The organism is Runella sp. SP2, assembly GCF_003711225.1.
Taxonomy (GTDB): domain Bacteria; phylum Bacteroidota; class Bacteroidia; order Cytophagales; family Spirosomataceae; genus Runella.
Window position 1 is genome coordinate 2,223,654 of sequence record NZ_CP031030.1, and the last position, 24,646, is coordinate 2,248,299.

Annotated in this window: 22 protein-coding genes; 14 read left to right on the forward strand and 8 right to left on the reverse strand. The window is 45.3% G+C overall.

Annotation, left to right across the window (positions count from 1 at the left end; all coding sequences use genetic code 11):
* The first annotated feature begins 36 nt into the window (after positions 1-36).
* Entirely contained in the window at positions 37-828 is a 792-nt protein-coding gene (locus tag DTQ70_RS09375; RefSeq protein WP_122930571.1) for a hypothetical protein, read from the forward strand.
* A gap of 90 nt (positions 829-918) precedes the next feature.
* Here the strand turns inward: DTQ70_RS09375 and DTQ70_RS09380 are convergent, their stop codons facing one another.
* The 5 genes from DTQ70_RS09380 to DTQ70_RS09400 all read right to left on the reverse strand — a co-directional run bounded on the left by DTQ70_RS09380 (position 919) and on the right by DTQ70_RS09400 (position 5,823).
* Positions 919-2,157, reverse strand: coding sequence for an S-adenosylmethionine:tRNA ribosyltransferase-isomerase (locus DTQ70_RS09380; RefSeq protein ID WP_122930572.1), 1,239 nt, complete (start codon positions 2,155-2,157; stop codon positions 919-921).
* A complete protein-coding gene (locus DTQ70_RS09385) occupies positions 2,157-2,663 on the reverse strand; it encodes a hypothetical protein (protein ID WP_164489946.1) in 507 nt (168 codons plus the stop codon). Before DTQ70_RS09385 ends, DTQ70_RS09380 begins: the two co-directional genes overlap by 1 nt.
* Before the next feature lie 109 nt (positions 2,664-2,772).
* Positions 2,773-4,332, reverse strand: a complete 1,560-nt coding sequence (locus tag DTQ70_RS09390) for an Rne/Rng family ribonuclease (protein WP_028525546.1) — start codon at positions 4,330-4,332, stop codon at positions 2,773-2,775.
* A gap of 316 nt (positions 4,333-4,648) precedes the next feature.
* Positions 4,649-5,494, reverse strand: coding sequence for a tetratricopeptide repeat protein (locus DTQ70_RS09395; protein WP_122930574.1), 846 nt, complete (start codon positions 5,492-5,494; stop codon positions 4,649-4,651).
* 44 nt (positions 5,495-5,538) lie between these two features.
* Positions 5,539-5,823, reverse strand: coding sequence for an HU family DNA-binding protein (locus DTQ70_RS09400; protein ID WP_028525548.1), 285 nt, complete (start codon positions 5,821-5,823; stop codon positions 5,539-5,541).
* A 177-nt stretch (positions 5,824-6,000) separates the two neighbouring features.
* On the opposite strand from DTQ70_RS09400, the gene mutY reads away from it, so the two are divergent.
* Both mutY and DTQ70_RS09410 read left to right on the forward strand, forming a co-directional pair.
* Positions 6,001-7,065, forward strand: coding sequence for an A/G-specific adenine glycosylase (mutY, locus tag DTQ70_RS09405; RefSeq protein WP_122934329.1), 1,065 nt, complete (start codon positions 6,001-6,003; stop codon positions 7,063-7,065).
* 66 nt (positions 7,066-7,131) lie between these two features.
* A complete protein-coding gene (locus tag DTQ70_RS09410; RefSeq protein WP_122930575.1) occupies positions 7,132-7,605 on the forward strand; it encodes a single-stranded DNA-binding protein in 474 nt (157 codons plus the stop codon).
* 86 nt (positions 7,606-7,691) lie between these two features.
* Here DTQ70_RS09410 and DTQ70_RS09415 read toward each other — a convergent pair whose 3' ends face one another.
* Entirely contained in the window at positions 7,692-8,108 is a 417-nt protein-coding gene (locus DTQ70_RS09415) for a hypothetical protein (RefSeq protein WP_164489947.1), read from the reverse strand.
* 89 nt (positions 8,109-8,197) lie between these two features.
* Here DTQ70_RS09415 and DTQ70_RS09420 point away from each other — a divergent pair, with 89 nt between their 5' ends.
* Positions 8,198-8,569 carry a VOC family protein gene (locus DTQ70_RS09420; protein ID WP_122930577.1) on the forward strand — a complete coding sequence of 124 codons (372 nt, stop codon included), beginning with the start codon at positions 8,198-8,200 and terminating at the stop codon, positions 8,567-8,569.
* Between the two features lies 1 nt (position 8,570).
* Here DTQ70_RS09420 and msrB read toward each other — a convergent pair whose 3' ends face one another.
* A complete protein-coding gene (gene msrB / locus DTQ70_RS09425; protein WP_122930578.1) occupies positions 8,571-9,047 on the reverse strand; it encodes a peptide-methionine (R)-S-oxide reductase MsrB in 477 nt (158 codons plus the stop codon).
* A 77-nt stretch (positions 9,048-9,124) separates the two neighbouring features.
* Here msrB and DTQ70_RS09430 point away from each other — a divergent pair, with 77 nt between their 5' ends.
* The 10 genes from DTQ70_RS09430 to DTQ70_RS09475 all read left to right on the forward strand — a co-directional run bounded on the left by DTQ70_RS09430 (position 9,125) and on the right by DTQ70_RS09475 (position 24,332).
* Positions 9,125-9,889, forward strand: a complete 765-nt coding sequence (locus DTQ70_RS09430) for an SDR family oxidoreductase (protein ID WP_122930579.1) — start codon at positions 9,125-9,127, stop codon at positions 9,887-9,889.
* 120 nt (positions 9,890-10,009) lie between these two features.
* The gene (locus DTQ70_RS09435) at positions 10,010-11,230 is read left to right on the forward strand and encodes a sugar MFS transporter (protein WP_122930580.1); all 1,221 of its coding nucleotides are present in this window, start codon (positions 10,010-10,012) and stop codon (positions 11,228-11,230) included.
* 23 nt (positions 11,231-11,253) lie between these two features.
* Positions 11,254-12,333 carry a galactokinase family protein gene (locus DTQ70_RS09440; RefSeq protein ID WP_122930581.1) on the forward strand — a complete coding sequence of 360 codons (1,080 nt, stop codon included), beginning with the start codon at positions 11,254-11,256 and terminating at the stop codon, positions 12,331-12,333.
* An 83-nt stretch (positions 12,334-12,416) separates the two neighbouring features.
* Complete coding sequence (locus DTQ70_RS09445; protein WP_122930582.1) at positions 12,417-15,263, forward strand: PVC-type heme-binding CxxCH protein; 2,847 nt, start codon at positions 12,417-12,419, stop codon at positions 15,261-15,263.
* A 224-nt stretch (positions 15,264-15,487) separates the two neighbouring features.
* Entirely contained in the window at positions 15,488-16,843 is a 1,356-nt protein-coding gene (locus DTQ70_RS09450; RefSeq protein WP_122930583.1) for an SWIM zinc finger family protein, read from the forward strand.
* A 30-nt stretch (positions 16,844-16,873) separates the two neighbouring features.
* Entirely contained in the window at positions 16,874-18,445 is a 1,572-nt protein-coding gene (locus tag DTQ70_RS09455) for a DUF5691 domain-containing protein (RefSeq protein WP_122930584.1), read from the forward strand.
* Positions 18,442-19,521 (forward strand): AAA family ATPase, encoded by a 1,080-nt coding sequence (locus DTQ70_RS09460; protein ID WP_122930585.1) that lies wholly within the window; start codon positions 18,442-18,444, stop codon positions 19,519-19,521. The genes DTQ70_RS09455 and DTQ70_RS09460 overlap by 4 nt, the downstream gene beginning before the upstream one ends.
* Before the next feature lie 11 nt (positions 19,522-19,532).
* Entirely contained in the window at positions 19,533-21,794 is a 2,262-nt protein-coding gene (locus DTQ70_RS09465) for a DUF5682 family protein (protein ID WP_122930586.1), read from the forward strand.
* Between the two features lie 11 nt (positions 21,795-21,805).
* Complete coding sequence (locus tag DTQ70_RS09470) at positions 21,806-23,002, forward strand: VWA domain-containing protein (protein ID WP_122930587.1); 1,197 nt, start codon at positions 21,806-21,808, stop codon at positions 23,000-23,002.
* A gap of 88 nt (positions 23,003-23,090) precedes the next feature.
* Positions 23,091-24,332, forward strand: coding sequence for a VCBS repeat-containing protein (locus DTQ70_RS09475; protein WP_122930588.1), 1,242 nt, complete (start codon positions 23,091-23,093; stop codon positions 24,330-24,332).
* A 106-nt stretch (positions 24,333-24,438) separates the two neighbouring features.
* On the opposite strand, the gene DTQ70_RS30650 is transcribed toward DTQ70_RS09475, so the two are convergent.
* Positions 24,439-24,594 (reverse strand): hypothetical protein, encoded by a 156-nt coding sequence (locus DTQ70_RS30650; RefSeq protein ID WP_164489948.1) that lies wholly within the window; start codon positions 24,592-24,594, stop codon positions 24,439-24,441.
* Between the last annotated feature and the right edge of the window lie 52 nt (positions 24,595-24,646).

Sequence of the window (24,646 nt, forward strand, 5' to 3'; positions counted from 1 at the left end):
AGGTCAAAAAAAATACTTTCAGAACACCGTTTGAAAATGAAAACATACATTTTACTATTTCTTACCTTATTAGCACAGGGGCTTTGGGCACAAACGCAGAAAGCAACGGAAGTGATTCGTTTTCAGGTCAAAGAAGCCAAGCAGGGAGTCGCCGTTGATGCTGCCTTTTTCTACGTCATCAACAATACCTCTATTTCGAAACACTCAAAAACCGACGGGAAATTAATAAAAACGTGGAACGACTCAACGAGTATTCTAAAGCACCTTAATAGTGGGTTGATTATTGGCAATCGCCTGTATTGTGCACATTCCAATTACCCCAACAAACCCATGAGTAGTTCTATTGAGGTATTTGACAAAAATACGCTGGCGCACATCGACTCTCACAGTTTTGGCTTTTTCCCTGGCTCAGCTACTTGGATTGATTTTCACGAAGGGCATTGGTGGGTGGCTTTCGCCAATTATTCTGATAAAAATTCAGACGGGGGCCGCGACAATCGCTGGACGACTCTCGTTAAGTTTACTCCCCAATGGCAGCAAGTTGCGTCGTGGGGTTTTCCCGAATTTCTCTTACAATCTTTTGCTCCTAAAAGTACTTCGGGCGGAACGTGGGGGCCTGACGGAAAATTGTATTGCACTGGCCACGACAAACCAGAGCTTTATGTACTCCAACTTCCCGAAAGAGGTTCTACGCTCATCTATCTTCAAACGATTTCGACACCCAGCGAAGGACAGGGCTTCGCTATTGACCGAAGCCAGAAAAAAGAAATTGTCGTTTGGGGAATTACCCGAAACGACAATTTTGTCATTCAATCACGTATTAAGTAGCTTCTTACCTCTGGTTTTGAGAAACCAGAGGCACTTTCAGATTTTTTTAAGAGTTGCGTTTGCTCAGGTTTTGAGAAACCTGAGCCACATTTATGGCAATAGCAATGAAGAATCGCCATAGCTTAAAAAGCGATAGTCGTTCGCAAGAGCTTCGTTGTAAATTGTACGCCAGTTCGGCCCGACAAAAGCGGCAACGAGCAACATCAACGTTGACTTGGGCTGATGGTAATTCGTAATCAACCCTTTGCATAGTTTGAAGGTATAACTTGGAAATATCATAATTTCGGTTTCTCCAATTACCTCAATTAATTCATGTTGCGCCATGTACGCCAAAATTGTCCGCAAAGAATCTTCTGCCGATGGCAAAGTAGTATAATCCTGATAAGGCGTCAATTTTTCAATAAAAAATCCATTCTGAACTTCGGTCTTGTTTTGCCAAAGTTTTACCCCAAACCAATACAGACTTTCAAGTGAACGCATGGAGGTTGTACCAACTGCAACGATTCCGTCCAAATGGACGAGAAGATTTTCAATAAAGGCTCTTCGATAAACCACTTGTTCGGCGTGCATTGTGTGCTCTATCGCATTGGCTACTTTTACAGGTTGAAAAGTACCCGCTCCTACGTGTAGCGTCACAAAGTCATGCGTTATTCCTGCGTTGGCTAAATTTTCAAAAACCTGGTCAGTAAAATGCAGCCCTGCCGTGGGCGCGGCTACTGCCCCTTCAATTTTTGAATAAACCGTTTGATACGTTTCGAGGTCTTGGGCTTCCGTTTTTCGGTTCAAATACGGCGGCAGTGGAATTTCTCCCAAAGCACGAATTATTTCAACAAAAGTAAGCTCGATTGGTTCGCTCTGTGAATTGGCAACTTCCCAGCGAAAATTCACCCAGTTTTTGTCAATGTCTGCCCAATCGGCAAAGACGGTGACGGTAAGCTGATTAATCAACAAATCACACTGAAGCGTCTCATGGGCTTTCCATCGTTTTTTATTTCCCACCATACAACTCCAAACCGCATGGGTGGTTTGTTGCATGGCATCATTGATGACCCTTGTGGGGGCTTCGGGATGTAATAAAAAAACTTCAATCAACGCCCCCGTTGGTTTGGTGAAAAACACCCGTGCAGGAATTACCTTGGTATTATTAAAGACCAAAAAACTTTGAGGTGGCAAATAATTGACCACATCAGTAAACTTTTGGTGGAAGATTTCGCCTTTACGATACACCATCAGTTTGGACGAATCACGTGGCTCAACGGGATAACGTGCAATTTTTTCGTCGGGCAAATCGTACTCGTAGTCGGCAAGAAGAATTTCTGGCAAAGTCATTAATCATTCGAGCTTGGTTTCATCATAAGGCGTATCGGCAACGCCACAATAATCGCGAGAAGGAATCCAACGATTAGGTATAACAATCCATTAAAATCGCCGATTTTAAATTTGAATTCATTATTCACGGTCGCCAACGCAAAAATCGTCAGTGCAATTGACGTATTTATCATCGCCACCAAACCATAAATCCAATTCCGAATATGCTCATTCAATTCTTCTCGATTTTCAGCCCAAAGCGTTTGATTAGGAATAGGCAACACGTTTGAAGGTAATTTTAGCAACGCACGACCTACCGACAGAAGCAACACGTTGTTGGTTAAAATCAAACCTACCAAAATATAAAATATATCAGATTTGAGCATGAACTCGTCTGCTTGACCAAGGGCATTAAAATGCACCCCCACTTCTTGCCCAAACAAACTGTAACTATACATTGAAGCCACAAATACTGTTATCATTGACAGGACTCGCCATACACGAATCGCAAAAGTTGTAATTTTCATATTTCACTCAGTGAGACACCATTTAAACTATCAAGGGTCAAAAGTTATTAGTTTCGGTTCATTTCCTACACTAATAACTCTTAACCCTTTAAACATGTTTTTAAAAGAATCAAGTGGTGGCGATTTCAATTTCCTCGCCATCTTTATCATAAAACTTAAACTCGGTAATCGGTAGCGAGCTATCTTTTAAGAGTTTAACCCATGATTTATATTTAAAGAACCATTTGAGTCGGGGCGACGGGAATCCCGCCGTAAAGTACGCGTGCAAGTACGGGTGAAGGGCTACCGACACCTTTCTTTCGTTTTGTTTGGTCAACAAATATTCGAGGTTGTTTTCGATAATATCCGAAATCAAAATACTAGGCTGAATGGTTCCTGCGCCATTACAAGTTGGACAAACTTCCCGCGTGACGATGTTCAATTCTGGCCGAACCCGTTGACGCGTAATTTGCATTAATCCAAATTTCGTAAGTGGCAAGAGCGTGAACTTAGAGCGGTCAGCCTTCATTTCGGCTTTCATCACGTCATACAGTTCCTTTTTATGCTCTGGCTTACGCATATCAATAAAATCCACCACAATGATACCGCCCATATCGCGAAGGCGAAGCTGACGGGCAATTTCTTTGGCGGCTTCGGTATTGGTATGAAGCGCAGTATCTTCCTGACTTTCCTCGTTGTTGGACTTGTTACCGCTGTTGACATCAATTACATGGAGTGCTTCAGTGTGTTCTACAATGAGATAGCCTCCACCAGGAAGGCTCACTGAGCGTCCAAACAATGACTTAATCTGCTTTTCAAGACCTACTTGTTCAAATAATTTGCTTTTGCCCGAATAAAGTTTTACAATTTTTTCTTTATCGGGTGCAATCGTATGAATAAAGTCCCTGATGTCGTCGTACATCTCTTTGGTATCAACCGTGATGCTATCAAACGTATCGTTGAGCATGTCACGCATGATAGAAGACGCACGGTTCATTTCGCCAATGATACGGTCGCGTGGTTTGGCCTCACTCAAGGCTTTCATTCCTTGCTCCCATTTTCTAATGGAGTTTTGAATGTCTTTATCCAACTCCTCAACGTCTTTATTGGCGGCCACCGTTCGGACAATAATGCCGAAATTGGCAGGTTTGACCGAAGTCATTAACTTATGAAGACGTGTTCGTTCGGTCTTATCCGTAATTTTTTTGGAAATATTAACCGAATTAGAAAAGGGAACTAGCACTGCGTACCGTCCTGCGATAGAAATATCGCACGAAAGTCGGGGTCCTTTGGTAGAAATAGGCTCTTTGACAACCTGCACCAAAATGGGCTGGTTTTTTCCGAGTACTTTATCGATTTTGCCGAGTTTATCAATCTCTGGCTCCATCTTAAAGTTATTCAACTTTCCCGATGTGAGGCGTTTAGCAATCACATCTTTGGTCAGTTTATTTAAAGATTGGACGTTAGGGCCTAAGTCGTGGTAATGCAGAAAGGCATCTTTTTCGTATCCAATGTCAACAAAAGCAGCGTTCAAGCCAGTCACGAGTTTTCGGACGGTACCTAAATAAATATCACCAACCGTAAAACTACTTTCCGACTCCTCTACTTGGTACTCAACGAGTCGCTTCTCCTGCAAGAGAGCGATGCGGGTACCTTTTTGTGAGGCACTAATGACTAATTCGCTACTCAATGTATATGTAAGGATAGAGGGTGAAAAACCTAGTCCGCGGTAAATCGCGAATGGTTAAAAACTAACTACAAAGTCCGACACAGAATCGAAGAAGTACATAAAATCCCAAAACCAAGGTAAAAAAGTACCTTGGTTTTGGAGTCAGAAATTATTTCTTCTTGTGACGATTCTTTCTTAGGCGCTTTTTGCGTTTGTGCGTAGCGATCTTATGTCTTTTTCTTTTTTTTCCGCAAGGCATAATCGTAAATGTTTTAAATGTTATTAAAAAATTGAATGATTCTGTTGTTAGACTTTCATCGTAAATAGCTAAAAACCACTATTTTAACTCTTTTTCCAGTTCAGCAATTGCTGCCTGAATGGTCGGGTCTTTTTCTTTTTCCTTTACGATTAAAAGTTCTTCTAACGCTTCTTTGTTTTTGCCTGTCTGTGCCAACGAGACTCCCATGTAGAAACGTGCCTTCATATTTTCAGGACGCACTTTCAACAGTTGGCGAAAACGCTCTACTGCTTTTTCATACTGGTTTGAACGCATCGACAACAACCCCATATTAAACAACGCTACTTCGTTGGTAGGATCGGCAGCCAAAACTTCTCTTAACAACATGATTCCTTGCATCGGCGTTTCGGTCGATACGTAAGTCATGGCCAAGTTCGCTTTGACATTTAGCAAATTTGGATTTTTATCGAGCGCTTTTTGGTACCACTCGCGGGCTTTCGCTCCCAATTTTGCCAATTTTTGGTTGTCAACAGCAAACCCAAACGCATCGTAATAACGGTCTCCTGCCCGTAAAAAATTGGCTTCGGTAGGAACCAAAAGAGCCACATTTTCGGCATATTTGGCTGCACTATCAAATTTTCTAATCTGAGAATAGAAATCTGATAATTGGAGCGCCGCAGTCGATTTTGCTTTTGAATCTGCTGTTGAGGTATATTGTTGAAGTAACTTATTGACAGTGCCTTGTTGCTCAGATGTCAAAGGTACACTATGTTCTGTCGAGCTAGAAGCACGCTCTTTAGGCGCTTCAGACTCTTTTGTATTAGTGCTTTCTTTCCCCTCAACCAACTTACGCTCCTTGGTATTTACCACCACTTTTGGAAGGCTATAAAGCCCGCCAGTGAGCACAGTAGCAAACACAATTACTAATAAGATGGAGCGATTCATTGCACGTTACCTTTAAATCTTTCAACAATACTTTACTTCTTAGATTACAAATCAGAGCCTTTTACTTGCTCTACAAATACTTTAGCTGGCTTGAAGCTTGGCACATAATGCTCGTCAATAACGATAGCAGTATTTTTAGAAATGTTACGAGCTACTTTCTTTGCACGTTTTTTGTTTACAAAGCTACCAAACCCACGGACATAAATATTTTCGCCTTTTGCTAATGAATCTTTTACTACTGAGAAAAACGCTTCAACTGTTTCAGAAACGTTTGCTTTTTCGATGCCGGTTTGGTCGGCAACTGCTGCGATTAAATCTGCTTTCGTCACTTTTATTAAACTTTAAGGTTATAAAATTGTTATTCTTTGGAAATTAGTTTCAAAAATTCTACCAAGCCGATGTGTTGATAAGCGTACGGCCTAATTTGAGCGCACAAAAGTAGTACATTTTCGACTAATTTTGAAAATGTTTTCTGTCTTAATTTGAAAAAAAAACTCCCGAATTCATTGAATAACAAGTTTTTTGCTGAAACCCTCATCCGTTGGTACACTCATCAACACCGTGATTTGCCCTGGCGGCAAACACAAAATCCGTATTATATATGGTTATCCGAAATCATTCTACAGCAGACGCGCGTCGCTCAAGGATTACCTTATTATGAACGATTTGTTAGCGCCTACCCTACTGTTATTGACCTTGCCAACGCCCCCGAACAAGAGGTAATACGGCTGTGGCAGGGCTTAGGGTATTATTCACGGGCAAGGAACCTCCACCAAACTGCCAAACACATTGCATATCAACTCAATGGGGTATTCCCAAGCACTTACAATGAACTATTAAAACTCAAAGGAATTGGCCCCTACACTGCCGCTGCCATTGCTTCTTTTGCCTTTGATGAAGCCGTCGCCGTCGTGGACGGAAATGTCTATCGGGTGCTTGCGCGGGTATTTGGCGTTGACCTTGACATTGCCAGTTCCCAAGGGCAAAAAAGGTTTGCACAACTTGCCACCGAACTCATCTCTACTGAACAACCCGCCTTGTACAATCAGGCCATTATGGAATTTGGGGCTGTTCACTGTACGCCTACCTCCCCCGACTGTCTGTTGTGTCCGTTTCAGGGCGTTTGCGAGGCTAATCTCACGGGTAGAGTTACCCAATTGCCCGTTAAAATCAAGAAAACGAAGGTACGGGTACGGCACTATCATTATTTTATTTTGATAAAAGATGGACAATTGGCCATGAACCTACGTACAGAACGGGACATCTGGCAACAACTCTATGATTTTTATTTGGTCGAAACCGAGCATCCAGACGCCACCCTCGACTCACTCTCTTTGCCTTCTTTCTTACAAAAAGCTCTTTCTCAATCGGTTGTCTCCCAACCGAGCGAAACAATTACGCACATTCTCACCCATCAGCGCATACAAGCGAGGTTCTGGCAAGTAGCCCTCCCGTCGGGTTTTGATTTGGAACTTCCCCCCTCTCTTCGTTTTTTTACGCAAGAAGAAATTGACGAACTCCCCAAACCCGTCTTGGTTTCGACGTATTGGAAAGCGCGGTTTTTTGAGTAAATTTGTCATCCGCATGGCTTCAAACCTTGCAGTTTTGATTCGTAACTTACAATTTTTTTTATAACAATGGCTGGAGTAAACAAAGTAATTTTATTGGGCAATTTGGGAAGTGACCCAGAGGTTCGTCACCTCGAAAATGGCTCAGCAGTAGCACGTTTTAACATCGCAACCTCTGAAAGCTACACCAATCGCAGCGGCGAACGTGTGGAACAAACAGAATGGCATCGGATTGAACTTTGGGACAATTTGGCAAAAATTGCGGAACAGTATTTACGCAAAGGAAACACTGTTTATATTGAAGGAAAACTTCGTACCGAAACCTGGGTGGATAAAGAAGGAAAACAGCGCGAAGGAAAAACTGTACGGGGAACAACATTGACACTCGTTGGAGGTCGTAATTCAAACAATAACGACGACAATTCGTCGGGTTACAATGCACCACAACAGTCAGCGCCTGCACCTCGTCCTGCTCCTCAACCTAAACCTGCGACACCCATCGCCTCTGACTTAGGTGGTGGAGATGATGACTTGCCGTTTTAAGATTACATCAGCTTCCCGAAAGTTTTTCATCTTCCCGAAAGTTCAAAACTTTCGGGAAGATAGGTGGAAGGTAGGTAAGTAATGAATCACTTTTTCAGCACTTGCATTTGAAGCTGGTACTGGTCACTAGGGATTTTCTCCGTCTTAGATTCTGGGCTAACTTGCTTTAAAATAAGCAAATACTTCTGCTGGTTGACCGTCACCTCTAATGAATCCTGCGTCACAGACGTCTTGCGGCCTACCGCCTGACAGTCACCCAAGCACATTTTTACGTTTTGTTGGGCATTTAGTACCAAATCAACGACCACTTCCCCCGCTCGAAAACACTGCACATTTTTCGGGCAACGGCTATCTTCAACGCCAGTCAGTGCCAATTGGACATCTCCGACCTGAACTGGTTGTTTGGTCGTCAAAGGAAAATCACTTCCTAGCGTCAACGAATCTACGCTTTCCGACTTACAACCGGCCATCAGACCTAAGCACAAAATCAGTGCATTTTTCATAACTTTATTCGATTTTTGTCAACGCAAGCACCTTACTTGCTACTGAGATAAAGACGAGAAACGACAAAAAAACGTTGGAATAGACCTCCATGAATTTACGCATCAAAGAAATCAACCACGTAGCTTTGTACGTTGCAGACGTAGCGCAAAGTTGCCATTTTTATTCAAATATCCTACAAATGAACCAGTTATCCCGTCCTGACTTTGATTTCCCTGGAGCTTGGTTTCAAATTGGTTCACACCAAGAATTACACCTAATCGGAATTCGCACGGAGCAGGTTATCTCAGGCTCCCGCAGCAACCACTTTGCGCTCGAAGTTGAAGACCTTTCCGCCTGGGAACAGCATTTAAAGGCGAACCAAGCGATTTACCGCCCCCCAAAACCTCGACCAGATGGACTTCTTCAACTTTTTGTCAAAGACCCCGACGGGTATTGGATTGAATTATTTTCGCGAGCTTAGTCTATTTCTTTTCAAAGGCCAACGCCGCTCCGTTCATGCAATAACGAAGCCCCGTTGGACGAGGACCATCGTCGAAAACGTGTCCAAGATGCGCATCGCAAACAGCACAAATGACCTCGTCACGCTCCATCCCGAAGCTCTTGTCTTTTTCGTCTTTGAGGGCTTTTTTATTGATTGGGGCAAAAAAACTTGGCCAACCCGTACCTGAGTCAAATTTGGTTTCAGAATTAAATAAAGGTGTTCCGCAACAAACACATTTGTAAATTCCCTTTTCTTTGTTGTTCCAATAAGGCCCCGTAAAAGCGCGTTCTGTCCCTTTTTGACGGGTCACGTAAAACTGAATAGGGGTCAGGATTTTTTTCCACTCCGCATCCGTTTTGACTACCCGTTTGAGCTCTTGGGATTGTTGTTGCGAAAATGCTAGTGGACTAACTAACGACGTTCCAATAAGTGTGTGAATGAATGAGCGACGGTTCATAGGTGATAGGCGATTTGGTTGTTTTCTATATGTATATTAACGTACCAATTTAATCGAAAGTTTTACACAAATCAAAAATGCTTAACGACTGGCAATTAGGTGGAAAACGCGCCCTTGTTACGGGCGGAACCAAAGGCATCGGACGCGCCACCGTCCAAACGCTTCTCAAAATGGGTGCAGAGGTCTTACTCGTGGCCCGAAACGCAGAAGAAGTAGCCCAACAAGTTGGTGATTATCAAGAGCAAGGTTTTCCCGTGACGGGCTTGGCGCTGGATTTGGGAAACACAAAGGCCATCGAATCACTCGCGCAGTTTGTTCAAACCCATTGGAAAAAACTTGATATTCTAATCAACAACGTGGGTACAAACATTCGTAAACCCACCGATTCGTACTCCTACGACGAATACGACCATATCTTAAACACCAATCTCCGTTCGGCCTTTCTGCTTACCAAAGCCTTGTATCCCGCACTGCAATTGGCCAAAGGCTGTGTGGTTAACGTCACTTCAGTTGCTGGATTAACCTCCTTGCGCAGCGGTTCTATTTATGGCATGACCAAAGGAGCGTTGAACCAACTTACGAGAAATTTAGCCTGCGAATGGGCCAAAGACCATATTCGGGTCAACGCCGTAGCGCCCTGGTACATTGCCACGCCACTGACGGAGTCGGTTTTATCTAATCCAGAAGCATTAAGCGACATTTTGCGCCGAACGCCTATGCAGCGTGTGGGCCAACCCGAAGAAGTAGCCAATGCCATCGTTTTTTTATGTCTTCCTGCCGCCAGTTATATTAGTGGCCAGATAATAGCCGTTGACGGTGGTTTTTCAGTATATGGTTTTTAGCAGCATTCAAGTTTTACCATTTTTTAAAATAATTTAAAAATAACTTAACATAAATTTTTTATCCCGCGTTTTTTTTCATTTTTTCGGGACTGAATTTACCTTCTAAACCTCCTATTCCTCATGTCAAAACAAAATCAAAGCTACGTAGGGCCGCTGATTATCATTGGGTTATTGTTTTTCGTTTTCGGGTTTGTTACTTGGGTAAACGGTACACTCATCACCTTCTTCAAGAAAGCCTTTAGTCTGGACAACACCAGTTCTTACCTTGTTACCTTCGCCTTTTTCATTTCTTACACATTGATGGCGATTCCATCCTCGGAAGTATTAAAACGTACAGGTTTCAAAAATGGAATGTCATTGGGATTGGCCATCATGGCCGTTGGTACCGCTATTTTTATTCCTGCGGCACAAATCGCCTCGTACCCTTTATTTTTGGTCGGTTTATTTACCATTGGAATAGGTTTGACCTTGCTCCAAACGGCCTCAAACCCTTATGCGACGATTCTCGGCCCGCGTGAAAGTGCCGCCCAACGCATCAGTTTCTTGGGAATTGCCAACAAATTGGCGGGTATCATCAGCCAATGGACTTTTGGCGGATTGCTTTTAGCAGGGGGCGCAGCAGCAGCGCCAACCGATGAACTCCAAAAAGTAGAAGTACCGTACATGATTCTTACGGCGGTGCTTGTGGTGTTGGCGGTTGTCATCAAAATGTCAAAAGGGCTTCCAGAAGTGAGCGAAGAGCAAGAAGACGAAGGCGGAAAAACAGCGACCGCCAAGCACAACAGTGTTTTTGCGTTTCCAAACCTCGTTTTAGGGGTAATTGCCTTGTTTTGCTACGTGGGTGCCGAAGTAATTGCGGGTGATACCATCATTAGTTACGGCGTTTCACTTGGTTTTCCCGAAAGCGAAGCAAGTACCTTTGGAACTTACACCCTCTGGCTCATGCTTGCGGCATACGGCTTGGGTATAGTTTTGATTCCAAAATACGTTTCTCAAGGTACATGTTTGAAAGTATCGGCAATTTTGGGACTCATTGTAACGGTATTGGCCATCATGACCACAGGATTTACGTCTGTCATTTGCATCGCCATTTTAGGTTTTGCCAATGCCCTTGTTTGGCCTGCCATGTGGCCACTTGCGTTGGATGGCCTTGGCAAATTTACCAAAATCGGTTCAGCCTTATTGATTATGGGCATCTCAGGCGGCGCTATTTTACCACTTGTTTACGGTAAAGTAGCCGACTCTATCCACAGTACTCAACAGGCTTACTGGCTATTGTTGCCACTCTATGGCTTCATTTTATACTATTCGCTCGTTGGTTACAAAAAACGTAGCTGGTAATTTCCAATTAAACATTTACGATTTTGAAAATATCAACACCAGGCCGAATTTGCTTATTTGGGGAACACCAAGATTATCTTGGGTTGCCCGTTGTGGCAGCGGCGATTTCAAGACGAATAAGCATTGAGGGGGGCAAAAGTAGCGACGATATGGTTCGCTTACACCTACCAGATTTGAAAGAAGAAGAGGCTTTTTTATTGGAAGAGCCTCTTCCTTACGTAAAAGAACGTGATTATTTTAGAAGTACCATCAACGTACTTCGTCGCCGTGGTTTTGTCTTTGGACAAGGTTTTGAAGTAAATATTCACGGTAATATTCCCATCAATTCGGGTACGTCAAGTTCTTCGGCTTTAATTGTGACATGGGCTAACTTTTTAACCCGATTGGCCGATAATCCCAAAGAATTAAGCTCAAAAGAATTAGGCGAAATCGCCAACGAAGCCGAAGTACTCGAATTTGGCGAGCCAGGTGGAATGATGGATCATTATTCGACGGCCATCGGAAATGTGATCTATTTAGAATCTGTTCCAAAAATTCACGTTGAAGGTCTTCAGCCCAAATTAGGGGCTTTTGTTCTTGGCGATTCTTTGCAGCCCAAAGATACCCTAGGCATCCTTGCCCGTTGTCGGTACGGAATGGAAGCCATCATTGCCAAAGTAAAACAAGTTGACCCAAATTTTTCCATTTTCACGACTCCCTTTTCTCAGGCTGATGAATACAAAGCTCATTTGAGTTTGGATGAACTAGGGCTGTTAAAGGCAAACCTCGAAGACCGTGACATTTTGATTGAAGGAAAACAATTACTGATTGATTCTCAAAACGGTGCGGCAACGAATTTTGACCAGCAATTTGGTGAATTGCTTTATCGGCATTTTACCAATCTTCGTGACCACAAACGCACTTCCACCGACAAAATCAACCGCATGGTAGAAGCTTCCATGAAAGCTGGTGCATTGGGTGGTAAAATCAACGGTTCTGGCGGCGGTGGCTGCATGTTTATGTACGCTCCCGAAAACCCCGAAGCCGTTGCCGAAGCCATTAAAAGCGAGGGCGGTGTACCTTACATTATCTACATCGACGAAGGTACAAGAATAGAAGAGTAATAATTGAGTATTTTTGAGGGAACAGTTGTTTTTTATATTATTTTTAGAAAAGATAAAATAAAACCTAACTGTTTCCTCTCCTCATGTACGCCTCACGCTTCTTTCTATTTATCTACTTCGCATTTTTTTGTTTCTCGCTCCCGAGTTTTTCCCAAAATTCCGAAAAAATCGACCGTGAATTTACCCTCGAAGCGACCATGCTTGGGTACTTTGCTCCCGATGGTGCTAAAAATCCAACACTTCGTGCCAAAAAAGGCGAACGGATTCGCCTCAAAATTGTCAATGGGGAGTTAATGACCCACGACATTGCCCTTGAGAAATTGGCCCTTAAAAGTAAAACCATTCTTGAAAAAGGGTCAAGCGCTACGCTGGTTTTCACCGCCCAAGAAAACGACACCTATTACTGTTCCGTTCCTGGCCACCGCGCGGCTGGCATGGTGGGAAAGCTGGAAGTTTCGGAAAATGACGTAACGGCCAAAGTGGTTACGGGACAAATTCCCCAGAAAAACGGTCAGCCCGTCAACTTAAATTTTGAAACGGGCACTCTGCAAGATTGGACTGCCACGGGCGATGCCTTCGCCAATGGGCTTATCTCCACCGACCCTTCTCCCCTGCACGAAAAAGAAATGCGCATCGGTTTCGATGGTAAATTTTTCGTTTCCAGTGGTGGAATTACCAATGCCAAACAAATCGGCACGCTTACTTCCGTTCCATTTACAGTTACTCAGCCTTTTGCTTCCTTTAAAGTTTCGGGTGGCGCGTTGCAGGATACCCGCGTAGAAATTCGTCAAACGGGCAGCGATGTGGTTATTTTCTCCATTACGGGACAAGGACGGGCTACTCTGCAACCCGTGGTAGTGGATTTGCAGGCCTATCTCAACAAAGACATTTACATCAAACTCATTGATAACGAGACGGGTATTTCACAAATCCCGTACATTCCCCACGACAAATGGGCGCACATCAATTTTGACGAATTTCTATTTCACAGCACGCGTCCCGAGTTCCCTAATGAATTGAAACAAAGTGACATTGTGATTTTACCTCCCCTCGACCCCGTTATCAATGCTGGGTTATCGGGAGTAAAAGCAGCCGCAGCCATGACGCCACCCAAAGGTTTTAAAATTTCTTTGGCAGCTGCCGAACCCGACGTAGTTCGTCCGATTTGTTTTACGATTGATTACCGAGGGCGTTTGTGGGTAGTAGAAGGCCATACTTATCCCGTTCCTGCCCCCGAAGGACAAGGCCGCGACCGTATTTTGATTTTGGAAGACACCAACGGCGACGGAACACTCGACAGCCGCAAAGTGTTTATGGAAGGGCTCAACCTCGTCAGCGGGATTGAAGTGGGCATGGGCGGTGTTTGGCTAGGTGCTGCCCCTTATTTGTTATTTGTTCCTGCCGATTTTAAAAACGACAAACCTGCTGGGCCTATTCAGAAATTGTTAGACGGCTGGGGCACTCAAGATACCCACGAAACCCTCAACAGCCTCCGCTGGGGGCCTGATGGCTGGTTGTACGGAACACATGGTGTTTTTACGCACTCCAACGTAGGGAAACCAGGCGCTCCTGACTCAGAACGAACCAAAATCAACGCGGGCGTATGGCGGTATCATCCCACAGCGCATACATTTGAAGTGTTTGCCGAAGGTACAAGCAATCCCTGGGGTATTGACTTCAACGATTATGGCCACGCCTTTATCACGGCCTGTGTGATTCCGCACATGTACCACATCATCCATAATGCCCGTTATCAGCGCCAAGCGGGAAAACATTTTAATCCTTATACCTACGACGACATCAAAACGGCGGGCGACCACGTTCACTGGATTGGCGAACGGGGCCCACACGCGGGCAACTTTCGGTCGGGGCCAAAAGGAGGAGGACACGCCCACGCAGGAGCCATGGTTTATTTAGGACATACGTGGCCTAGCGAGTACCGCAATGATATTTTTATGAACAACATCAACGGTGCGCGCTTCAACCGTGACCATCCCGAACGCGTTGGTTCGGGCTACGTGGTGCGCCACCGCGATGACTTTATGGCCATGAACGATACGTGGTCGCAGTGGTTGAACTTCAAATACGACGCCAGTGGCTCGGTCTTTGCGATTGACTGGTACGACAAAAACCAATGCCACAGTTCTAACCCCGACGTTCACGATAAAACAATGGGGCGTATTTTCAAAATCACCCACGAAAACGACAAATGGGTGCAAGTTGACTTATCTAAAGCCTCGGATAAAGAACTGGTCAATTACCAATTACACCCTAACGAATGGTACGTACGTCAAGCTAGAACGTTGTTGCAAGAGCGCGGGCCTAACAAAAAAGTCCACAAGGCATTGAAAGAAATTCTTACTAACAACCCTGACGTTACCCGCAAACTTCGGGCGTTGTGGGCATTACACGTGACCAAGGGATTGACCCAACCAGAAATGAATGCCTTACTTAGCCACGAAAACGAGTACGTTCGCAGCTGGGCTTTACAATTGGTGACAGAGGGTAAAGCTGTTTCGGACGAAACCCTCAAACAGTTTGTAAGCATAGCCCAAAACGATAATTCGCCGTTGGTTCGCTTGTACTTGACCTCTGCTTTATTACGAATTTCTCCCGCTCAGCGTTGGGAGGCAGTGGAAGCGCTTATTCAAAAAACCAGCGACAAAGGCGACCATAATATGCCCCTTATGTTGTGGTATGCGGCTGAGCCGTTGGCTGCTCTTGACGCCAAACGCGCCCTAGCACTTGCCGAAAAATCGGTGATGGACAAGCACTTAGAGTTTATGGTGCGTCGTGTTTCGGCCTTGAATACCGACGAAAGCCGCTCGTTACTTACCAATTTGAAGAGCCGCCTCGAAAAAGAGCACAACCACCAATCCCACGAAGTAATTATGGCAATTGATGAAAGCATGAAGAGCACCAAAAAATAGGCTCTCTTTTTCCTGATTTTCCTTTAGAGGGAGTAAAACGTAGTTGTTAAAATTGCTTTTAACAACTACGTTTTTTTGTTTCACACAATTTATTCGGCTGATTTTCGTGATTTGAATGAAAGCAGAGAAACCGAATAATAAAATTTTTCCGATAGATTATCTATTTTTATTTTACATAAACCTATTTTTTCGTTAATTGCATTTCCTAAAAAATCAGGTTTTCTATGAATTTTCTAAACGAGGACCAGGTAAACCAGCTTGCGCCCGACGCTTCATCGCTCAAAGCGGGAAAAGACTTAGCCAATGAACGCAAATGGTTGAATTACCAATCCAACGAACGAGTACTGTGGGGAGAAGTGCAGGGAAGCGGAAAAGACCCCTATCGAACCCAAATCGACCTCCAAAATACTGCCTTTAAATGTTCTTGCCCCAGCCGAAAATTTCCGTGCAAACACGGGTTAGGGCTGTTGTTTTTGGTCGCACGCCGCAACGGTGACATTCCTCAGCTCGCCACCGAGCCTAGTTGGGTCAGCGAATGGATCAACAAACGTTCTGAAAAAGCCGAAGCCAAAGTCCAGCCGCCAGTAAGTGAGGAACAGGATTCCGAAAAAACAGACAAACAAGCCAAAGACAAGGAAAAGCGCCAAAACGACCGTTTGCTGAAAGTTGAAGCAGGCGTTGCTGAGCTTGACCTTTGGCTTCGAGACATGGTGAGGGCTGGGTTGTTGGCACTTCCCGAAAAAGGTAGCGCTTACTTTGAAAAAATGGCCGCCCGCATGGTGGATGCCCAGGCGACGGGTTTTGCCTCGTTGGTCAAAGAATTCACCAAACTCAACTATTATAAAGGCGATTCTTGGCAAACCCAAGCGCTCGAAATTGCGGCAAAAATACACTTACAAATCGAGGCATTTCGAAACCTCGACCAGCTCCCTCCGCTTGTACAAGAGGAAGTAAAAAGTCGGGTTGGTTGGAATGTTCAACAAAAAGAACTTATCGAAAACAAAGAATCAGAAACCATTGACGATGAATGGGTTGTGATTGGCAGACGTAGCACCCAAGAAGAGGATATTCTCCTCCAACGAAATTGGTTATACGGGTGTAACTCCAAGCGTTTTGCGTTGGTGCTCAATTTTGCTTACAGAACCGCTGCCATTGAAACCCCACTTGTGCCTGGCAATACCTCCAAAGCTCGTTTGGTGTTTTATCCAAGTCACAGTCCCTTTCGCGCCCTAGTAAAACATCATTTAGAGAGTAAATCGTTTCTTCCTACCTCACTGCAAGGACTTGAGAGTTGGCAACATTCGCAACTAGAATACACCCGTGTCATTGCCCAAAACCCCTGGGCCGATGACGTCCCTCAATTGGTCGAACACCTTCAAATCACCAAGCACCAAACCCATTGGTATCTTCAAGACGCCACAGGGGCAGTGATGCGTCTCCACGATGCGTTTGAAGAAGCCATTATTTGGAAACTGCTGGCTTTCACCGCTGGACACCCTACTACTTTTTTTCTGTTACGGCAATCCACGTCGGTTTGGCCTTTGGGTATCGTTCAAAATTTTTCGTATCAGCTATTATAAACATTAACAGCCTTTTCCATTCATTATCAGATGTTTCATTGGGAATTATTAAAAAAAACCGCCCTGTTGGGTACCGAAAGACACCCCCTAGCGACCGAAGCACTCCCTGCCTCCATTCAAGAAATTTTAGCCAAAAGCAATAAAAATGATGCTGAGGGTTATTTCCTAAAAGCGGCGGCACTCCTTTATAATTACAATCGTGCAGGACAGAATCCTTCCAAAATTACCCTCCCAAATTTGGCTTTGGAGGACGCAGAAACTTCGACATTCTGTCCGCCAAAAACGGTTGCCCTTTGGAAAAAAGTATTGGATTTATCGCCAGCCAACCCCTATTTGTTGGAATTGCTCCTTCAAAATTGCCACCAGAAAAACTGGGTTTTGACCGATGACCTGCTTGTGAACGCGTTGAGCAATACCCCCAAACAACTCCTTCCTCAGCTCCACCTCCTCCTTGGTGTACGGGGAAAATGGCTGGCACAATTCAATGAAACTTGGCAAATCACGGACGTTTCAATGAGCATAACGCAGTGGGAAGAAGGAAAACCTACCGAACGAAAGGCATTTTTGAGCGAACTTCGACGCCAAAATCCTGCCGAGGCGTTGTCACTTTTGGCTCAGGCTTGGCCCAACGAATCGGCTAAAGACCGAAAAAGTCTATTGTCCACGTTGAAAGTTGGTTTATCGGCCAACGATGAACCCTTTTTAGAACAAATTCACGAGGAACTAACCAAAAACCTGACTTCGCCCAAACCCGTTACCCTTGAGGCCATTCACCTCATCAACGAATTACGGCTTTCCATACAAGGCAGTCCATTTGGCAAAGAAGTAGCCGAGCAAATTGCCAAGTGTATCACAAAAAAGAAGGGTTTATTATCCGCAATTGGCTTTTCGTCAGCAAACTACCAACTCCAACTTCCTGATTATGAGATGGATTTTTGGAACGGAAACGAAATGAACCAACGATTTGGATTCGACAAATTAAGCTCCCAAAAAGGCGTTTCGGACGCCGAATACTGGCTTCAATCGTTGCTCAGATGGCTACATCCGAGTCATTTAATCAAGTTTTTTGAAGGAAACCTGTCACGATTGGTCGATTTTTTTGTCAACACTCAAAGCAAAAATGCAGCGGCGTATTTATACGCCTTTAGTGAAGCAATGGTGTATGCGTCGCCCGATGAAATCAAAGCGTTTTTGAAAGTAACCGCCCACCTAGAAGTAAAAAAGGCAGACTTACTTCAACGCTTGCCTTGGCCCGACCAAGAAGAACTGTTGTTACATCATTTCCAACTTTCGTTTGCGTTGGTAAAAGCCATTACGACAGAAGACCCACCGCAAAATTGGTCGTTACAGTTTTCAAAAAAGGCGTTGATTTCGTTGGTGAAAGAGCTTGATGGTTCAAACTATTACTACGTTTTTTCCGACCGAAATTTTTTAAATCAGTTGGGGCGGAAATTGCACGTCAGTGCCAAAAACCTGCTTTACTCGCTTCAAAATGAATTATCCCAAGATTGGCAACGAAATTATTGGAACACCCAATTTGCCGACATTCTCTTTAAACAATTAGAAATAAAAGAAGAAATAGAACAAATAACAGCACAATGAACGTACTAAGACAACACGCTGAACAACAGTTTGCCCTTGAATTGGAAGAAATTGGCAAACAAGATACCCACAAACGCCCTACCAACTGGAAATTGTCGCCCCAAGCCGTGGTGCAATACTTAATGGGCGGAAAATTGAAAAACGGGTTTGAAATTTCCCCCAAGTACATCGGAAGCCGACGACTGATGGAAATTGCCGTGGCTACCCTTACGACCGACCGCGCGTTGTTGCTTTATGGGCTTCCTGGTACGGCCAAGTCGTGGGTGGCAGAACACCTTGCGGCGGCTGTTTCGGGAAATTCGACCTTACTTATTCAAGGGACGGCAGGAACGAGCGAAGAAGCCATAAGATACGGCTGGAACTATGCTCGCCTGTTGGCCGAAGGCCCCACCGAAAACGCCCTCGTAACCACCCCGATGATGTATGCGATGCGGACGGGGCAAATTGCCCGCATCGAGGAGCTGACGCGTATCACCGCCGACGTCCAAGACACGCTTATCACGATTTTGTCCGAGAAAACCTTGCCCATTCCTGAACTCAATATGGAAGTGCAGGCCGTTTCGGGTTTCAACGTCATTGCGACGGCCAACAACCGCGACAAAGGAGTAAATGAGCTTTCGGGGGCGTTGAAACGACGTTTTAATACCGTCATTCTTCCCGTTCCCGATTCGATGGAAGAAGAAATTTCAATCGTTCAGCACCGTGTTTCAAGTTTACAAAAAGCCCTTGAACTTCCCGCAGAAGCACCTTCTTTGAAAGAAATTCAACGCATTGTGACCATTTTCCGCGAATTACGCGCGGGAGTGACAGCCGACGGGAAAACCAAAATCAAAGTGCCCACCAGTACCATGAGCACCGCCGAAGCCATATCGGTCGTCAACAATGGACTTGCCCTAGCTGCTCATTTTGGCGACGGTCGCCTAAACGCCCAAGACGTTGCCGCAGGTTTGGTAGGTGCGGTTGTCAAAGACCCTGTTCAGGACAAAGTAGTCTGGAACGAATACCTAGAAACCGTCGTCAAACCCCGCGCCGAATGGAAAGACGTGTATCGGGCTTGTAAGGAAATCACTTTGTAACTACCGACTCCATGCCGCTTCATATTTTAGGAATACGTCATCACGGGGTGGGTTCAGCCAAGAATGTCGTTGAGCGATTGGCACAGATACAGCCTGATATTATTTTGGTGGAAGGTCCGCCCGAACTCGACTCCATCGTTCATTGGGTGGGAAAAAGTGGCTTAAAACCACCCGTGGCCGTGCTGGGGTACAACCTCGACGACCCACAACAAGCTACGTTTTACCCTTTTGCCCAATTTTCGCCCGAATGGCAAGCTATTTCGTACGCCCACGCCCAGCAGCTTCCTGTTCGCATGGTCGATTTGCCTCTGGCCATTTCTTTTCAAGAACAAATCAACCAACGAGCGGCTCAAAAAGAGCAAACAGTGGAGCAACAAGAAGAAAAACAGGAGTTCCTGCTTCCCTTCAAAGACCCCATTTCTTACTTTGCCGACGTAGCAGGTTACGAAAATTCGGAACTTTGGTGGGAACATCACTTTGAGCAAAAATACATTCCCAACAACGCGCAAGAACATTTTGAAGCAGTATTGTTGATGATGAGTGAACTACGTGCTGCCCATATAAAATCTGCGTTGGACCAAGAAAACGTGGCACGTGAAGCGTACATGCGAGAACTGATTCGGAAAGCTCAAAACGAACTCTATACCAACATTGTCGTGGTGTGTGGCGCCTGGCACGCTCCTGCCCTCCTCGACGTCGAAGCCACGGCGAAGCAGGACGCCAAACTGTTGAAAGCGTTGCCCAAAACAAAAATTAAAGTTGGCTGTACGTGGATTCCTTGGACCAACGACCGCCTTTCGATGTTTTCGGGCTACGGGGCGGGAATTACCTCTCCAGGATGGTACGAACACCTTTGGACATACGGCCAAAAAGACGATGGCTCGCGCTGGCTAACGAAAGTAGCTCGGCTGTTTCGTCAGAAAAAAATGGACATTTCTACCGCGCACGTCATCGAAGCCTTTCGGTTGGCAGAAACGCTGGCGAGTCTGCGGGCGCTGTCGCGGGTGGGACTTCACGAACTCAACGAAGCTACCCAGACCGTCATGTGCATGGGCGACGGAATCTTACTCGAATTGGTCAAAAAAGAGTTGATTGTTGCCCAACGCATTGGAAAAGTCCCCGACGAGTTGCCTAAATTACCTCTGCAAGAAAATTTTGAAAAGCTAGCCAAAAGCTACCGATTGCCCATTACGGCCGAAAAGAAAGACTATGAACTTGACCTGCGCAAAGAGACCGATTTAAATCGCAGTAAGCTCATCTACCGACTAGCCATCTTGGACATTAAATGGGGTAAACAGTTGGCCGCTCGAACCAAAGGAACGTTCAAGGAGGCGTGGACGCTTCGTTGGCAGCCCGAAATGTTTATCCACCTGATAGAAAAAGGAATTTGGGGGAACTCGGTGGAAGATGCCTGTACCAAGTTTTTGGTGGACAAAAGTCAAAAAACAAACGTCATCAAAGACCTCGCCGACCTGATTCAGCAGGCCATCCCCGCCGAATTGTTCGGAGCCATTGAGCAATTATTACGTAAAATCAGCGAAGTAGCCACGGTCTCATCCGACATTATTGAACTGATGACGGCCCTTCCACCTTTGGTTGAAGTGAGTCGCTACGGAAACGTTCGGAAAACGGATTTGTCGGCCATCAATCAATTGGTAGAAGGTCTTCTCACCCGAATTTGCATCGGATTGCCCAATGCCTGTTACGGCCTCGACGACGAAAATTCGAGAAAGGTATTTGACTACATCAAAAGCGTTAACGAAGCCACGCGTCTCATTGAGAATGAAACACTTACCCAACAATGGCGAAGTACATTATACCTTTTACTCGACAAAGAGGGCGTCAATTCGCTCATTTTGGGCTGTACCTGCCGACTCTTGTTTGATGCCAGCGAATTGAACGAAACACAGACCGCCCAACGGTTTGAGTTGGCTTTGTCAAAGGGCAACGAACCTGCTTACTCGGCAGGATGGGTCGAAGGGTTTCTCAAAGGAAGCGGTATGATACTGCTGTACGATAATGTGCTTTGGAACCTACTCTACCGTTGGGTCTTTGAACTTTCGGAAGACTATTTTATTGAATTGCTTCCCATTCTGCGCCGAACCTTTTCCAAATTTGAACCCTCGGAACGCAAACAACTGGGTGAAAAAGCAAAAAAAGGAGCTAACGTGGAGCAAACAGTAATTCTTGCACCCGCCGACACTACCGATTTTGATCACCATCGCGCCGAAGAAGTTTTGCCCATGTTGCAGTTATTATTGGGATTAAATTAACGAAAAAGCCAATGTCAAACACTGATTCTCAAAACTTACGCCGTTGGCGGCTTATTCTCGGCGGTGACGAGGCCGACGGAACCGACTGCCAACTCAGCGGGATGGATGCACAAATTGATGCTTCACTTTCTGCCCTTTATGAATTTGAACGAAAGCAACGGTTTGAATACATTGAAAAGGATAATTCAAAAGTAGGGCGTGGTCAATCACAACCTGCCGTGGCGCGTTGGCTGGGCGATATTCGTAATTATTTCCCGCAGTCTGTGGTGCAAGTAATGCAAGGAGATGCCCTCAAACAGCCCGTTCTACAACAAAAACTGATGCTCGAACCCGACATTTTGGAACAAGCCACACCGAACGTTGCGCTCGTTGCAAATTTGATGGAATTGGGAAAACTTATTCCCTCAAAAACCAAAGATACCGCCCGTCGGGTAGTTCAGAAAGTCGTAGAGGAGCTTATTCAAAAGTTGGAACAAAAAACGGTTCAGGCCATCACGGGGGCGTTGAATCGCAGCAGCCGTAACAAACGGCCACGTTATAACGAAATCGACTGGAACACAACCATTCGTAAAAACCTTAAACACTACCTTCCCGAATACCGTACGATTATCCCCGAAACCCGCATTGGGTACGGGCGTAAAAGCAAGCGCTCGCTCAAAGACGTGGTTCTTTGCCTCGACCAAAGTGGTTCGATGGGGGCATCGGTGGTGTATTCAGGGATTTTTGGGGCGGTGATGGCTTCGTTGCCCCAAATCAAAACCCAGATGGTTGTCTTTGATACCGAAGTAGTAGATTTGACTGAAGATTTGAAAGACCCCGTTGAACTGCTTTTTGGGGTACAACTTGGGGGTGGAACCGACATCAACAAAGCACTATCGTACTGCCAAAAAATCATTGCCAAGCCCAATGATACCATTTTAGTTCTCATCACCGACCTGTGTGAAGGAGGCGACGAAACCCAAATGCGCAAACGGGTCGAAGAACTTGTGGCCGAAGGTGTTCAAGTCATCTGTTTACTTGCCCTCGACGACTCAGGTGCCCCCTATTTTGACACCCGCAACGCCAAATTTCTAGCTACGCTGGGTGTCCCTGTCTTTGCCTGTACCCCCGACCTTTTTCCAGACATGATGGCCGCCGCCATCAGTAAACAAGACATGGCTCAGTGGGCGGGCGACCATGAAATTGTACTCAAAGGCCACAAAACCTAGGAGCACACGGAGACAATAAAGTAAAAGCAGGTTGAGGTTCACTTTTAGAAACAATCTTATATTTACAACCCCTATCCTCTCTAAAAACATGATTTTCAGGGCTTTTATACTGTTTCTTTTCATCGTCAGTTTTGGTAGTTGGGCACAACAACCCGTTACGACCATGCTGCCGTCGGGTTTTAAGAAGACCACCCTCACCCGCGAATTTATTTCGGAGGGGGCGACCGTCGCCGACTTGAACCGTGACGGTAAAATGGACATTGTGGCGGGGTATTATTGGTTTGAAGCTCCCACTTGGAAAGTCCACCAAATGCACCCTGCTGATGCGAAACAAACTGAGTCGCCTGCCGTGGGCTTCGGGATGTTTTCCAACGTTTTTAACCCCCGAAAAGAATACAGCAATTCGTTTCTGAATTTAGGAATGGACGTTAATCTGGACGGTTGGGACGATGTGGTCATCATTGATTTTCCAGGAAAACCCGCTTTTTGGTTTGAAAACCCCAAAAACAAGGCAGTAAAAGCTTGGACGAAACACATCATTGCCGACTCGATGGGCGTGTCCAACGAATCGCCCGCGTTTGTGGACATCGATAAAGACGGGCGGCTCGATATTTTGTGCGGCGACCCCGCCAAAAAACAAATTGTTTGGCTCAAAGCCCCCACCAAAAAAGGCGAAACTAAGTGGCAACGTTTTCCTCTAACGGGCGAAAAAGTAGCAGGAACCGAAAACTTTTCGCACGGAATTGGCTACGGTGACCTCAACAAAGACGGCCTCAACGACATTGTGGTGCGGGAAGGATGGTTTGAAGGAACCAAAGACCTTGGTTCAGGGAACTGGAAGTTCCACCCTGCCAACCTCGGCGACCCTTGCTCGCACATGCAGATTTTGGACGTGGATGGCGACGGCAAAAATGACGTGGTCAGTGCCTCCGCCCACGCATTGGGGGTATGGTGGCACCAACAAATTACGGATGCCCAAGGCAACCTCAACTTTAAAACCCATCTCATCAGTACTACCACCGCCCAAACTCACTCCTCCATCATGGCCGACTTAAACGGCGACGGCAAAAAAGAATACATTACGGGCAAACGCTTTTTGGCCCACCACGGCCGCGACCCAGGCGACGCCGACGCCTCTATTTTGTTTTGGCTAGCGTTTACCCCAGGGAAAGCCCCCTACTGGACTGAACACCTGATTGACAACGATTCGGGGTCGGGGCTGAACGTCACGGTAAAAGACATGAACAACGACAAGACCTTAGACATCGTGATTGCCAATAAAAACGGCGTGTATTTGTTTGTAAATTACCTTACGAAAGGTAAAAAATAACGTTAAACAGCTTCGGAGAAGCAAAACATTTGTTGAAAATCACACAACAAAAAGCGAGCCGAGGCTCGCTTTTTTTATAGAAAATGTTTGTCTTGGCTGCTAAAAGCTAGAAAAATAGCCCTTTGCTAATCATTGGGTACAAGTAGTGAAATACGATGTAACCAAAAATCAAGAGAGTTAAGCCAGCTAGCCAAATCGTCTGATCCAACACCAACGGGGTTCGTTTCTCTTCCATGATGCGGTAGCTTTTTAAGGGTTTCATAATGTGGTAAAGTTTAAGAGTTTTCAGGCTACAAAATAGCGGACTTTTCTTG

Bases quoted from the DNA above. Each gene is read 5' to 3' on its own strand.
- DTQ70_RS09375 (WP_122930571.1), top strand. From the start codon at position 37: ATGAAAACATACATTTTACTATTTCTTACCTTATTAGCACAGGGGCTT.
- DTQ70_RS09380 (WP_122930572.1), bottom strand. From the start codon at position 2,157: ATGACTTTGCCAGAAATTCTTCTTGCCGACTACGAGTACGATTTGCCC.
- DTQ70_RS09385 (WP_164489946.1), bottom strand. From the start codon at position 2,663: ATGAAAATTACAACTTTTGCGATTCGTGTATGGCGAGTCCTGTCAATG.
- DTQ70_RS09395 (WP_122930574.1), bottom strand. From the start codon at position 5,494: ATGAATCGCTCCATCTTATTAGTAATTGTGTTTGCTACTGTGCTCACT.
- DTQ70_RS09410 (WP_122930575.1), top strand. From the start codon at position 7,132: ATGGCTGGAGTAAACAAAGTAATTTTATTGGGCAATTTGGGAAGTGAC.
- DTQ70_RS09415 (WP_164489947.1), bottom strand. From the start codon at position 8,108: ATGAAAAATGCACTGATTTTGTGCTTAGGTCTGATGGCCGGTTGTAAG.
- DTQ70_RS09420 (WP_122930577.1), top strand. From the start codon at position 8,198: ATGAATTTACGCATCAAAGAAATCAACCACGTAGCTTTGTACGTTGCA.
- msrB (WP_122930578.1), bottom strand. From the start codon at position 9,047: ATGAACCGTCGCTCATTCATTCACACACTTATTGGAACGTCGTTAGTT.
- DTQ70_RS09430 (WP_122930579.1), top strand. From the start codon at position 9,125: ATGCTTAACGACTGGCAATTAGGTGGAAAACGCGCCCTTGTTACGGGC.
- DTQ70_RS09435 (WP_122930580.1), top strand. From the start codon at position 10,010: ATGTCAAAACAAAATCAAAGCTACGTAGGGCCGCTGATTATCATTGGG.
- DTQ70_RS09445 (WP_122930582.1), top strand. From the start codon at position 12,417: ATGTACGCCTCACGCTTCTTTCTATTTATCTACTTCGCATTTTTTTGT.
- DTQ70_RS09450 (WP_122930583.1), top strand. From the start codon at position 15,488: ATGAATTTTCTAAACGAGGACCAGGTAAACCAGCTTGCGCCCGACGCT.
- DTQ70_RS09455 (WP_122930584.1), top strand. From the start codon at position 16,874: ATGTTTCATTGGGAATTATTAAAAAAAACCGCCCTGTTGGGTACCGAA.
- DTQ70_RS09460 (WP_122930585.1), top strand. From the start codon at position 18,442: ATGAACGTACTAAGACAACACGCTGAACAACAGTTTGCCCTTGAATTG.
- DTQ70_RS09465 (WP_122930586.1), top strand. From the start codon at position 19,533: ATGCCGCTTCATATTTTAGGAATACGTCATCACGGGGTGGGTTCAGCC.
- DTQ70_RS09470 (WP_122930587.1), top strand. From the start codon at position 21,806: ATGTCAAACACTGATTCTCAAAACTTACGCCGTTGGCGGCTTATTCTC.
- DTQ70_RS09475 (WP_122930588.1), top strand. From the start codon at position 23,091: ATGATTTTCAGGGCTTTTATACTGTTTCTTTTCATCGTCAGTTTTGGT.
- DTQ70_RS30650 (WP_164489948.1), bottom strand. From the start codon at position 24,594: ATGAAACCCTTAAAAAGCTACCGCATCATGGAAGAGAAACGAACCCCG.